The following is a 13,586-nucleotide window of genomic DNA, read 5'->3' as shown; positions in this document are numbered from 1 at the left end:
TAGGAAGGTCTATTTCTTTTCGGTTAAACGATGAAGGATTAACAACTGATACGTGTTACATAATATCAATGGTACGATCATCAACCATGCATAATCTCCATTTTCCGTGCGCAATCCCGGAACCCACTCAATCGATGTAATGACAATCATAAAGAATAATGCTGGGATAAATGTTTTTTTGTTTGTTTCTTTCGCTTTAATTCCTGCTACAAACCAACTATAAATAAATAAAGCAATTGCGGTTAACAAGAAAGGTGTAATCGTACCATCTTCCACACTTCTATAACGGAAATATACAAGATCGAAGAGTGCAAAGGCGATTAATACAACCTGAACGGTTGACCAGTACCTGCGAAAAACTCCTAAAGCAAATTGATTAACTGTTAAATACGCAAAAAAGCCCATTTGGCTTATCAAACTAAATACAAAACCCAAGCCAGTAAAGAAAATAAGCAAACCTAATATTTCAAACCAATTAAACGGATTAAAGTTTTCTGCATAAACTCCTGCTTTCACGAAAAAGCTTGCAATGAGGGTAGAAAGCCCTCCTAGAAGTAAAGTAGAAAAAAACAATCGAACGACATTACGACTTTTCAAAATAAAATCCCCCTACATTCTATATCTCGTTAAGTATTTTATCACGAACTTCAGTTTTTTTCGCTTGTCATACATATTAATTATAAATGACTCCATATTATAAATACAGGTTATTTTTTTACAAGAAAGGTAGCGGTAAATATGAACCGATTTTTATATATGTTAGTTATATGTCTTCTACTGCTTGCAGGTTGTGGTGGTGGTGGAAATAATGCAGCTAATCAAGAAAGTGACGGATATGAAGGAACCAAAAAAATGGTCTCGGATATTCTGAAAACCGATGAAGGAAAAAAGGCGATTACAGAAGTTTTGGCAAGTGATGATATGCAGCAGACTTATGTGATCGATTCAAAAGTAATTAAAGATGCCGTAACAGAAACACTTTCTTCTGATAAGGGTAAAGAATTCTGGGAAAAAATGTTCCAGGATCCGAAATTTGTAGAATCATTTGCTAAAGCATTGCAGGATAAACAAGAAGATGTTACCAAAAGATTAATGAGTGACTCAGAATATCAGAAAAAATTGATGGAAGTGCTCAAAAATCCAGAAATGGAACAACAATTAATGACAGCAGTTACTAGCCAAGAATTTCGTAGTCATTTAGAAAAAGTAATGGAGGAAACCTTTGATTCTCCAATGTTCCAAGCAAAAATAACCGATTTACTTTTAAAAGCTGCTAAAGAAATGAAGCCTTCAGAAAAAGGTGGAGGATCGGGATCGGGTGGATCATCCGGTGGTTCCGGTTCCGGCGAACAGCAGCAAGAGAAAGAGCAAGAAGGACAAGGACAAGAAGAACAACAAAGTAGCTAAAAGAAGTGGAGCCTGATGGAAGGCTCCACTTCTTTATTAAAATTGGTCAATGATTTGTTTGGCAATATCTAGATATTCCTTACCATTAGGATGGTCTTCTTGATACACGGATGGTGCAAATACACCCTCTTCTTCAAATGGCTGTTGTAGTGAAAGTCGGCCGATTACTTGCGTATCCAGCACTTCTGCTAGCTTGTCGCCCCCACCTTTACCGAAAACATATTCTTTTTCACCGGTTACTTTACTCTCAAAATATGACATATTTTCGACTACACCTAAGATTTCATGATCTGTGTTTATTGCCATTTGACCAGCACGCGCTGCAACAAATGCTGCTGTTGGATGTGGTGTAGTCACAATTAATTCTTTAGACGATGGAATCATATTGTGGACATCTAACGCTACATCCCCTGTACCTGGAGGTAAGTCTAACAACAGGTAGTCAAGTTCTCCCCACTCCACTTCTTTGAAGAAGCTTGTCAGCATTTTACCAAGCCTTGGCCCCCGCCAAATTACTGGTGAATTATCTTCCACAAAGAAGCCCATGGATATAATCTTGACACCAAAGCGTTCCACTGGGACTATCTTATTGCCTTTCAATTTTGGCCTTTCTTCAACACCCATCATATCAGGTACACTAAAGCCATAAATATCGGCGTCAATAATTCCTACTTTTTTCCCTAGCCTCGCCAGGGCAACAGCCGTATTAACAGTAACGGTTGACTTTCCAACGCCACCTTTACCACTGGCAATTGCCAGGAAATTTGTATTGGAATCTTTACTAAGTAAAGATGGATCTTCTTCTTTTGTTGGCTGGAATTTAGCGATCACTTCTTCAGACAATTGGCTAAAGCGTAACCCAACCGTCGCTGCTCCCAACTGTTTCAACGCACCTACTAATTCTTGTTGTAATTGCATTTGCTCCGCTGTATTCGTCTTTGCAATTGCTAGTTTGACACTGATATGATTTTTCTCTTCCTTAATGGAGACCTCTTCAATACCATCGGTTTCTTTGAATGTCTTATGTAAGAAGGGGTCTTTCATTTTATGCAAAAGATCGATTACATTTTGTTCTGTTAGCAAAATAGGTCACCTCAATTTAAACTATTTGTCCTATTTGCTAGTATAACACAAATTAAGCATTATCTAAGTGAGACGCATCAACGGCTACCTGTTTGTTCGATTACATATTGTGAAATGCCCTCATATATACTTGCTGCCATTTTTTTCTGATAATTTTGGGATTTTAATAACTCTTTCTCTTCTTCATTCGATAAAAAGCCAATTTCCACCAATGCCCCCGTTGTTTCGGCATATTTCAAAATAAATACTTGACTCATGGCTAGGGCTTCTCTGTTGGTATTCTCTAAATTACGACGGATTTCAGATTGAATTGTTTTTGCTAATAATTCATTTTGTTCTCGGCCAGGGTGATAAAAGGTTTGAGCCCCTTTCCACTTGCGATCCGGTAAAGCATTTAAGTGAATACTAAGAAAAAGGTCCGCTTCCTTCTCTTTGATAAATGCTACCCGGTTTTGAATATCCTCTGACTTTCTCCGGGATAAACCGGTTGTTCCGTCCTGCGCCAAATCATAATCGCCTTCTCTCGTGAGATATACAATTGCTCCTGCCTGCTGCAAATAATCCTTAAGCATCTTTGATACGTCTAGGGCAATATCCTTCTCCTGTGTATCATCTGAGGCTTCGGCACCACCATCAACACCACCATGACCCGGATCAAGAACAATAGTTTTACCAGCTAACGGTAGCGACCATGTTTGCCATGAATCCAACGATCGTTGCATCGGGTATTGCATAAGAATAATTAATAAAAATAATCCAACTAACCACAGGACAACTTTAAATATCTTCGGCATCCGCTTTTCCCCCTATAATTCTCCTGTAACCACTATATGGGACAAGCGGGAAAGTTATGCCAGCTTAAATATATTTTAAGAAGTTAATTCACTTTGCTGATAATATATAGTTACATCTTGCTCTCCACTCTGTGAATCAATCTATTTTTATAATGGGAAGTAACTCTAGTCGCTGAGCGCTCAGACCTCGGAGCTAGACACGACATTATCCTTTCTTACCTGCTGAGAAAAACCCCTTCCGTAAATGGAAAGGGTTTCTATCATCATGCGGTTTGCTCTTGATTCTTCCGATTCTTTGAAAGAAACAACTGCAGGATAAAGATAATAGCAAGTGTCACTACGGCAATAATATCTGTCAGCAAGTTGTTTTGAATGAATAATAATGCTGTAATCAACGCTAATATTCTTTCATACCAATGATATTGTCTGACTAACCAATTTTGAATGAACGAAGCAAAAGCAATCATACCAATTGTTGCTGTAACAATCGCCCAGATGATTTGATACCATGCCACATCCGTAATCAAAAGAATAGTTGGGTTTAATGTAAAAACGAATGGCAATAACAATGCTGCTGAATCATATTTAAACCCTTGAACACCCGTCCGAACAGGCCCTGCCTTGGCTATACCCGCTGTTGCATAGGCTGGCAGGTTAATCGGTGGCGTATCATCCGCTAATACCCCGTAATATAGTACAAACAAGTGAGCGATTAAAACATGAACACCCATATCTGTTAATACAGGAGCCACAATAGCTGCCAAAACAACATAGGTTGCTGTAGTCGGTAAACCTAAACCTAATAACAGACAGGCAAACACCGTTAAAATTAGCGCAAAATATAACTGTGTATTATCCGTGACTAAAAAGTTTGGCATCGCATTAGTCAACGTTTCACTAAAGCCGATCACAATTCTGGTAAATTTGGTAGATAAGCCTGAAGTTGTGATCACACCAATAAGAATACCTGCAGTCGCACATGCGACAATAATCGATAATGCATTTCGTGCAGCTGTTTCAAAACCAGCCAATGTTCGTTTCCAACCAAAATGGACTGATGGTGAATCAATTTTCAATTTCTTTTGTGATAAAGCAAAAATAAGCGCAATCCCTATACTAATAAGGAGTAAGGTTAATATCTCTGACTTCCACCTGATCGTCTCCGCACTAAAGAAACTAATATTCAAGATATCATTTAAAGCATGTAATCCTTGATTGATCGGGCCAATAAAGAATTGTAATAACAAAGTAATCGCTATTACCCCTACCGCAATGATAGAAGTTCGACCAAGGTTGTCTTTAAAACGCTGTACAAATAATGCTAGAACCAATAACACAATAATCGAGAAAAAGGCCGAATTATTAACTGAAACCCGAACATAGACCAAATAATAGAGCAAAGCAATTAACGGTATTAACAAGTACCCTTGCTGCATTAACAACTTCCTGCCTGATACCAATTCACTTCTATCAATCCCGGTAATACCGTGTTTCGATGCTTCAAAATGCACCATAAATAAGATACCGATATAGGCTAGTAAAGCTGGAATAATGGCACTTTGAATAATTTGATAATAAGGAATCCCCGTAAACTCTACCATAATAAATGCAGCTGCACCCATAATAGGCGGTAAGAATTGGCCACTCGAGGAGGCCGCCACTTCTACTCCACCAGCTACATGCGGTTTGAAACCAACTCGTTTCATTAATGGAATCGTGAAAGTACCAGTTGTGACCGCATTTGCTGTGGAACTCCCGGAAATACTACCCATTAGTCCACTAGCAACAACGCTGGCCTTCGCTGGTCCTCCTTTATAGCGACCAAACATACGCAATGCTAAGTCAATAAACATCTTTCCGGCACCTGTAGACTCAAGGATGGCACCAAAGAGAATAAATATAAATACAAACTGGGCAGAAGCATAAATCGGTGTACCAAAAATACCATTGTTACGGTACGTAATTTCGTACACAAACCGTTCAAAATCACCACGTGTATGGTGAAACTGACCTGGCATAAATTCACCTAAAAAGAAATAAGCAATAAAGACAAGGGCAATGATGACTAGTGGTTTCCCCACTACCCGCCGTGTTGCTTCAAGCACTAAAATGATTAAAGCCAAGCCAATAAATAAATCCAGGTCTGTAGGCCGCCCCGACATAATAGAAGTTGCTGTTTGTTTTTGAATAATATATGTACCGATCACTAAAGAGGAAATTGCTAATAACACATCATACCAAGGTATAAATGTTTGGCGAAGACCCTTTTTAATTGGAAAAATACAAAAAACTAGTATTAACCCAAGGGTTAAATGCAATATCAAAAATGTCTTGGAGCCAATACCCGGCAATCCAAACCCAGCAACATATAAATGGAAAGCAGATAAAAAGACACTAATAGCTAAGACAATAATAGCCCAAAGTCTACGGAGTTCGCGGTCACTCCCCTCTAATTCTTGCAGCATTTCCTTCTGGCTGTCATCCATTTTCCATCCCTACTTTCTAGATAATTTACTCTAATTTGAACAAATGTAAAAATCCTTCCCACCAGGATAAGTCTTTTACATCAATTTCAATAATTTTTGTGACAAAGGGTTCTTTTGACAAATATATGGTGTGATCACGAAAGGAGAATGTATGCGGATACATATCAGAAGGTTTCATTCTTAACACACCTCCATGTATGGGACGGTTTAAATCTTTGATTACATAATAACCGTCCTTCATTTCAACATCTCCTTCCCTTTGATAAGGCAGTCCGGCCCCAAACGATTTTGTCCAACTTTCCATCGTCAACACTTCACCAGTGGAAGAGAATTGAAATACTTCCTTTACAGGAGATTTTTCGACTGAATGAATATATTCATGGGAGAATGATTCACCTTGTTCTATCTCTCTTTCCCACAATGTTTCTCCAGTATTCATATCTGATATAACTAAAAGATATTGAGGACGATGCCATAAAAACCAACTTAACAAAAGAATTAGTAGCACAGCAAAGATGAGCATAAATTTTTGAAAAAAGGCATTGCTCAGTAGCAATGCCCCTTTTTCATTTGTAAAAGTTTCTTTTCTATTGTTCATCGTAATAGCGTTGAACTCCTGGGTGCAAGTCAATGGACATACCGTCTTGTGCTGTATCGATGGTTAGGTCATTTCCTCGTTCATGTGCATTTTGCATGGAATCTAAATTATCAAAAATAGACTTAGTTAATTCATAGACTTGATCCTCAGGTAAGTCATCTCTTACAATTAGCATTGCTTGAACTGCTACAGTTGTTGCTGTCGCATCAAAATTTTCATACGTATTTTCATCTAAATCTTCTCTAACATAGTATGGATATTCCTCTTCTAATTGAGCAATCTTATCTTCGTTAATACTTACAATTCTAATATCTGCACTTGCAGCCAATTCTTGGATACTTCCGGTTGGCGTACCTGCTGTTACAAACGCAGCATCAATGTTTCCGTCCTGTACGTTTGTAGAAGCATCACCGAAGTCCATCCATTCTGCGCTTAAGTCATCAAATGTTAGATCGTGTGCAGCTAAAATTTGCTCCGCATTTGCTTCAGTACCTGATCCAACATCACCTACAGCCACACGTTTACCTTCTAGATCCTCCACTGTTTCAATACCACTATCAGCCAGTGTAACAATTTGAATCGTTTCTGGATATATAGTAAAAACACCACTAAATCCATCTACCACTTCTTCAAACATATTAGATCCTTCGTGCGCATAATAAGCCACATCATTTTGGATGAGTGCAAATTCTGCTTGGCCATCACTCAATTCATTGGCATTAACTACTGATGCACCACTGGAAATACCAGTTGCACTCACACCATCAACCTGCTGATCCATAATTTCAGCCATTGCTACGCCTAATGGAAAATATACACCAGCTTCTCCACCAGTTAGTACTGTAATATTTTCCACCCAGTCTCCAGAAGCTGCTTCACCCTCGTCACTTTCTTCTTCAGAATCTCCCTCTGCCTCTGTTTCTGCAGGTGTTTCCTCCGTTTCCGTTCCTTCATCATCAATCGCATCATCAGATGCATCCCCACAAGCTGCTAACACTAAACCAAAAAACAGAAATAAAATAAAAACCAAACTAAGCTTTTTCATTTTGAAACCCCCTCATTATTTTTTATGATTCCACTTAACGGTGTATGTCTATCCATTTGTAGAATATATTATACCTAATTATGCGAATAATTGAAATATTTTCAAAGTAAAAAGTCAGAAATCCTTACACTAAAATAGCACTTGGTCCATTAAACCAAGTGCTTTCACCATTAAAAATCATATTCTGCTTCTTTTTCTTCACGCATCTTTTGATATGTTCTTGTTAAAGTCATGGTATCCTCAACAAGTCGTTCAATACGATACAGCACATCATCATTAGTAATTTCTTTCTGGTAAAAATCGATATCCTCAATATAAACATAACTTTGCACTACTTGTGCTTTCATATATCCTAGGATTGGTTTTAATTGCTGTTCGGGAATTAAATAGTGTCGTTGGGAACCAGCTGTTACGATCATACTTGCCACTTTACCCTCAAGACCACCGACAGGCAATAAGTCAAAAATATTTTTTAAGGTACCTGGAATCGATGCTTGGAAAATGGGTGTCCCGATAATTAAAGCATCAGCTCCCATAATCATTTCCGTTACTTCTCTTGCATCATCTTGATAGTCTAGATAATTTCTTCCATCACTGAACGGAAGATCATAGTCCGCTAAATCCAATAAATTAACCTCTGCATCTGGATATTTTTCTGATAATTTATCTGTTGCATATTGGATCGCTGTTTTTGTTTTCGATCCGACAATCGAACCTGCTATTGCAACTATCTTCATCATTGGCCTCCTACTTCGCTGTGTATTTTCGAATCACTGGTAGAACTTCTTTTCCTATTAATTCTATGTTTTTTCGTAATTTGCCAAACGGAATACCGCCAAAGTCCATTTGCGCAATGTATCGTTGATGACCAAATGTTTCATGCTGATATAATATTTTTTCAATTACTTCCTGCGGGCTTCCGATATTCATCACATCATGCGGATTAGCACCTTGGGCAAAGTGTTGTTTTGGATAGCCTCTGCCATTTGTCTTTTGCATACCAGAATTGATAAAAGGATACGTCTCCCGTTGTGCTTGCTGCGTTGTTTCTGCTAAATAGAAGAAACCGGCTGTTGATATCGGGAAATCTTTCGGATCATGACCTACCTGCTCTAGCGCTTCTCGATAAGAGTCAACTGTTCGTTTGAAAAGTGTTGCTGGACCTCCTAACGTTGCTAGGAAAATTGGCACACCTGCATAACCGGCCTTAACAGCACTGGACGGATGGCCACCAACCGCTCGCCAAATCGGTAAAGAACCGTTTAGCGGACGGGGTAGCACATGAGCATTTTTTAGCGGAGCACGAAACTGCCCTTCCCAATCAAGATATTCGTTTTGATTAATTTTTAATAAAAGATCAAATTTTTCTTCATATAATTCTTCATAGTCATGCAAATCATATCCTAAAAGATCAAAATTTCCGACACGAGAAGCTCTTCCCGCTATTATTTCCGTACGACCTTTTGAAATTAAATCAATTGTTGCAAAGTCTTCGAACACTCTGACAGGATCTAGTGTACTGATAATGGTGGATGAACTGGCTATTTTAATTTTTTTAGTCGCCTGAGCAATCGCTGCCAGTACAACAGAATGTGCCTGTGTTGTGAAATAATCCTGATGACTTTCCCCAACACTAAAGAAGTCGAGTCCAGCATCTTCCGCTAATTTTGCCAATTCAATAATCTCATCTAGGCGCTGACTTGCCGGAATCCTTTCACCTGTCTCCGGATTCGGTAAATGATCACCTAATGTATATAAACCAAATTCTAATCCCTTACTAGGATCCATGCGATATTTCTCCATTTCGAACAACCTTTCTAACATCAAAGTTTGCTATCTTATGTTATTATGAATCATAGATGCATAAAATGTAAGTACGCACTTAAAAGTAGTATAGTATCCCAAAAGATACTAAGGTAACTGGGTGGCACTGGAATTATGTACCCACATTCTAGACGATTGGCGTTGCTTTGATCGTTGAATCATCCAGTAAACACTCTCATCTACTTACAAGAAATCACCAAGGAGGATCTATTATGAAATTCGAACCGAATGCTTGCCGGGTAGAAGATGCTTTATGTATCCTTGTCGGAAAATGGAAACCAATCATTTTATTACATTTGCTAAATCATGGCACACAACGTTTCAATGAACTTAAGAGAAGTATGCCCGGAATCACACAAAAAATGTTAACCAAACAATTACGTGAATTAGAAGCGGAAGATATTGTCCAACGAGTCATCTATCCAGAGGTGCCGCCGAAAGTCGAATATTCCATTACCGAATATGGCGAGAGTCTACAGCCTATATTGGAAGCCATGCACGAATGGGGTGTGAAGCATACGTTGCATAAGCAGAATAAGCTTAAAAAGCAGCATGGATGAAAACGAATAGGAGTAATAATCGATGATGAACCTCTCATCACTAAAGTGACGAGTTTCTAATGTATCAACTTCAAACGAAGTATATTGACGGAAGAGTTATCCTTTCATCAAGGCACAATTACAAACTTAAGCTTAGAGGAGATATGAAAAGCACCGGGCGCTCGAAGCTAGACTGGTATATGAATTCGATACTTTCTTTACCTTTAAATAAAGGGCAATAACCCCCATACAGGAAGGGTTATTGCCCTTATTAAAAATGTGATATTCTTTGCTTTAATTGTTCAATTCTTGCATAAACGACTCTGCATAATGATTTAGCAATGCACTTGCTAAAGGTGAAATATTTTCTTCTGCCATCTCTTTATTAAGTTGATCTATATACTTAGATAGGAATTTTGTTGCTTCTTCGGTTGAGCCTTTATCTAAATGATGCTCTACTTGTTTTAAGGTGTTGGTTAATTGTGATTCAACCGCCCCTGTTAAATCGCCAGTTTGTTTATATTCCTGCATGTAGTTGGTTAAAACGGTAATATAACCCGGTGTTACTTCTACAGAATTTGATTTTTCTGATTCCCCACTAGCATTGGCTGCCTTAATGTAATACGTGTAAGTGACCCCTGGTTCTGCCGCACGATCATAGTAAGCATCTACTTTGGCATAACCAAGATTTTCAACCTCTCCATCCGCTTCCCGATAAATATTGTACTGATTTGCACCACCGCGTGATGTCCAAGCCAAACCAACAAAATCCTTTCCTGCCAGTGTAACTTTCAAATCAGATGGTGTTTCAGGTAGAGGCATGTCAATATTGAGCTCTTCTGACAAGTCAGACTCTCCCATTTCATTAACCGCCAGTATTTTGTAACTGTACCCTGTACGGCTATTACTTACACTTTCATCCTGATAGGTGGTAGTATCTGCACTAGCTATTTTCCTATATTCGTTTTCTTCATTTGCCTTTCGATAGATATCGTAGCTCTCTACATCATCTACAGATTCCCACTGTATTTCAAATGTAGAAGTTGTTATATCTCCAGCAGAAAGACCTTTCGGTACCTCTGGAAGGCTAATAGCCTCTTCGGTTGTTGTACTTACTTCGTTCGACATGTCGGATTCTCCACCAATACTTGTTGTCGACACTTTATAGTAATAGGTTGTAGAAGGATCGACAGGTTTATCCGTATAGGAAGGCTTCGTCGTATTGGCTACTTTAGTAAAATCCTCGTCTGGATCAGTGGACCTAAAAATACCGTAACTCATAGCATCTTCTACTGGTTGCCACTCTAACTCAACCGTTATACTTTTAGTTTCTGTGATGGTAAGGTCGGTTGGTGCAGCAGGCGCTGGTTCATTCGGATCATAGAAAAAGACTTCCGTTAGTTCCGATAGTTCAGATTCTCCTCCTGCATTTATAGCAGATATCTTATATTGATAAGTAACACCTAATTCTACTGTGTCATCCTGATAATTATTTGCTTCAGACTTCGCGATTGCTCGAAGAGAGGGATCCTTTGATGAAGAACGATAGACTAAATACCCCTCCGCTCCATCAACAGACGACCAATTCAATGAAACCTCATCATTTCCAATCTCTGCTTCCAACTCTACAGGACTTTCAGTAGGTGGTTCTTCCTCTTGGTTAGTTGGTTGGATTAACACAAAATAATTCATTCGGCTACTGTTATTATTTGGCCCCATGACTACAAAAGATCCAGCGGGGTAATGCTTTTTATAAAGTTCAAACGTCACGGGTTGATCATCTTCAATCGTTTGTCCAGTGTCCTCATAGTCAGAAGATAACCATTCCGGTTTTGAACTTACTCTCGAATCATGAGCAACATAGACATTGGCATCAGCAGCTAAGTAAAAGGAAACTAAATCTTCACTCGTAGCACTTCTTGAATTAACTGCTGAGCGAATCCATTCCACACCTAGTAATTCATCTGGAATTGTCGTAAATCGATAAGAATCTCTATCCCCAGCTACTAGGTCTCCTACTTGGAGGTTATCTTGAACAGACCAATTACTCGCATTTATACTGCCACCACTACTGTTATCATTGATTACTACATTTTTGGGAACCTCTCCATCCATTACCGGTAATGGTTCTGGATCTGTTTCTGGCTCTGGATCTGTTTCTTCTTCTGGCGGAACAAATGGATCTCCAGACCAGGATGGCGGTTCCATTGGATAATTCTCTGGAAATGCTAACGCGGCTAATTCATTTAAATAATCCTCTAAATTAGTATAGCCATTTCCACTGTTGTCTCCATTTCGATCCTCTGGATTATTCGGATCAAGTCCTTTTGCTAACTCCCATTCATCAGGCATTCCATCTTGATCCGTGTCTTCTGGAGCTGTGCCTTTTTCTAGTTCTGGGAAACCTCCAACGTCATTTTCATCTCCAATGATGGCTCCTGTTTGATTCCTAACCTCATGAATCACTCTTTGGTCAACGCTGTCTCTTACTAATGATGAGCCGGCATAACCTAAAACATGATCATATGCTTCCTCAGGTTCTTCTGTATTAGTCAAAGGATATTCAAAGCGGTCATCGACGATAACACTTGGTCTTTCCACTTCCATCATATCTGTACCTGTGTCCGTTCCATCTAAAATACCATTTTTGTTACTGTCAATCCGGTTGTTATCAAGAAACAGGCTATAGTTTTCATTTCCACGTACTACCGCATATTCAGGGTTGCCAGAATTAACACCTGCTACAAAATAATTCCCTACAACATTTCCGTACCCTTTCGTACCTGATTCACCACCAGCAACATAAGGAAATTGACCCCAATTATAAACAACATTATTTACAAAGTCGATTTGCCCTTTTGTTTTGGGATTTCTGTCATTATTATGAGCATAAAGGTTATGATGCATCGTTATTGTATTCATCTCAATCAGTCCACCCATAGAATGCGTTAATAGACCCTCTGAGATGATCGACCATTGCACAGTAATATTTTTAGATCTAGGGTTGTTATAATTTTTACTTAATATGGATAAGTTTTCGTCTGTACCCCAGGAAAAAGAGGAATGATCAATGATGACATTTTGACTATCTTCAAAATATAAGGCATCATCTTGAAAATCATTCTTTCCTAGACGAAACCGCATATGACGGATAATAATATCGCTACTATCGATAAAGCGAACATTATTTCCTCTTATAGTTACACCATCTCCCGGAGCCGTTTGACCAGCTATAGTAATATTAGATTTATTGCGTACGATAATTTGCGGTATTGTAATATTACCTGATATATCAAATACAATTGTCCGAGGTGTATCACTAGCTGTTGTCAGTGCATCATGAAAAGTGCCAGGTCCTTTAAGATCATAACTAGTCACATGATAGACTTCACCGCCACGTCCACCTTCGGCATATTGTCCAAATCCTTCAGCACCCGGAAAGGCTAGAAGCTCTGTCTCTTCCGCGGCATTGACCATCGGACTAAACATAGGCAGAATCGAAAAACAGATAACAAAACATAGCATGAAATGGAAAAATCGCCTCATATTATACCTCCATTATTTAAATTATCACTATTGGCAGAGGGCAGCTTCTATTGATATATAGTTTTGGATCTTTTGTGAATGAAAACAGTTCCTCCTCTCTGTTTATTAGATTGGTTAGATGTTTCTATCTCAGATTAAATGGTAATGTAAGCGGTAACAACTAACCATTCTTACAATTTATATACAAAAACAATTTAGACCGTTGGGGAGACTGATCACGGAGGGAAAGATTTATTTATATTCTTTGAAGTAATGGAATTTTTG

11 protein-coding genes are annotated in these 13,586 nt (G+C 38.7%); 2 read left to right on the top strand and 9 right to left on the bottom strand.

Annotation, left to right across the window (positions count from 1 at the left end):
• Positions 1-9 precede the first annotated feature (9 nt).
• On the bottom strand, positions 10-597 hold the full coding sequence (locus GI584_RS01160; RefSeq protein WP_153789948.1) for a KinB-signaling pathway activation protein: 588 nt from the start codon (positions 595-597) through the stop codon (positions 10-12).
• A gap of 141 nt (positions 598-738) precedes the next feature.
• Here GI584_RS01160 and gerD point away from each other — a divergent pair, with 141 nt between their 5' ends.
• Complete coding sequence (gene gerD, locus GI584_RS01155) at positions 739-1,407, top strand: spore germination lipoprotein GerD (RefSeq protein ID WP_153789947.1); 669 nt, start codon at positions 739-741, stop codon at positions 1,405-1,407.
• 36 nt (positions 1,408-1,443) lie between these two features.
• Here the strand turns inward: gerD and GI584_RS01150 are convergent, their stop codons facing one another.
• The 7 genes from GI584_RS01150 to GI584_RS01120 all read right to left on the bottom strand — a co-directional run bounded on the left by GI584_RS01150 (position 1,444) and on the right by GI584_RS01120 (position 9,216).
• On the bottom strand, positions 1,444-2,490 hold the full coding sequence (locus GI584_RS01150) for an Mrp/NBP35 family ATP-binding protein (RefSeq protein WP_100362586.1): 1,047 nt from the start codon (positions 2,488-2,490) through the stop codon (positions 1,444-1,446).
• 77 nt (positions 2,491-2,567) lie between these two features.
• The gene (gene cwlD / locus GI584_RS01145) at positions 2,568-3,284 is read right to left on the bottom strand and encodes an N-acetylmuramoyl-L-alanine amidase CwlD (RefSeq protein ID WP_100362587.1); all 717 of its coding nucleotides are present in this window, start codon (positions 3,282-3,284) and stop codon (positions 2,568-2,570) included.
• A gap of 263 nt (positions 3,285-3,547) precedes the next feature.
• A complete protein-coding gene (locus GI584_RS01140) occupies positions 3,548-5,770 on the bottom strand; it encodes a TRAP transporter permease (RefSeq protein WP_153789946.1) in 2,223 nt (740 codons plus the stop codon).
• A 25-nt stretch (positions 5,771-5,795) separates the two neighbouring features.
• Positions 5,796-6,368, bottom strand: coding sequence for a DUF1850 domain-containing protein (locus GI584_RS01135; protein ID WP_153789945.1), 573 nt, complete (start codon positions 6,366-6,368; stop codon positions 5,796-5,798).
• Positions 6,358-7,413 (bottom strand): TAXI family TRAP transporter solute-binding subunit, encoded by a 1,056-nt coding sequence (locus GI584_RS01130; protein WP_153789944.1) that lies wholly within the window; start codon positions 7,411-7,413, stop codon positions 6,358-6,360. Before GI584_RS01130 ends, GI584_RS01135 begins: the two co-directional genes overlap by 11 nt.
• A 170-nt stretch (positions 7,414-7,583) precedes the next feature.
• Positions 7,584-8,150 (bottom strand): NADPH-dependent FMN reductase, encoded by a 567-nt coding sequence (locus tag GI584_RS01125; protein WP_153789943.1) that lies wholly within the window; start codon positions 8,148-8,150, stop codon positions 7,584-7,586.
• 10 nt (positions 8,151-8,160) lie between these two features.
• Positions 8,161-9,216, bottom strand: a complete 1,056-nt coding sequence (locus GI584_RS01120; protein ID WP_100362592.1) for an LLM class flavin-dependent oxidoreductase — start codon at positions 9,214-9,216, stop codon at positions 8,161-8,163.
• Positions 9,217-9,449: 233 nt separating this feature from the next.
• Here GI584_RS01120 and GI584_RS01115 point away from each other — a divergent pair, with 233 nt between their 5' ends.
• Positions 9,450-9,797 (top strand): winged helix-turn-helix transcriptional regulator, encoded by a 348-nt coding sequence (locus tag GI584_RS01115; RefSeq protein WP_100362593.1) that lies wholly within the window; start codon positions 9,450-9,452, stop codon positions 9,795-9,797.
• A 273-nt stretch (positions 9,798-10,070) separates the two neighbouring features.
• Here GI584_RS01115 and GI584_RS01110 read toward each other — a convergent pair whose 3' ends face one another.
• Positions 10,071-13,322, bottom strand: a complete 3,252-nt coding sequence (locus GI584_RS01110) for an FIMAH domain-containing protein (RefSeq protein ID WP_153789942.1) — start codon at positions 13,320-13,322, stop codon at positions 10,071-10,073.
• Between the last annotated feature and the right edge of the window lie 264 nt (positions 13,323-13,586).

The sequence above is a fragment of the Gracilibacillus salitolerans genome (assembly GCF_009650095.1).
In the GTDB taxonomy this organism is placed as follows: Bacteria; Bacillota; Bacilli; order Bacillales; family Amphibacillaceae; genus Gracilibacillus; species Gracilibacillus salitolerans.
The sequence above is the reverse complement of the archived record's forward strand: the minus strand, read 5'-3'. Positions and strand labels throughout refer to the sequence as shown.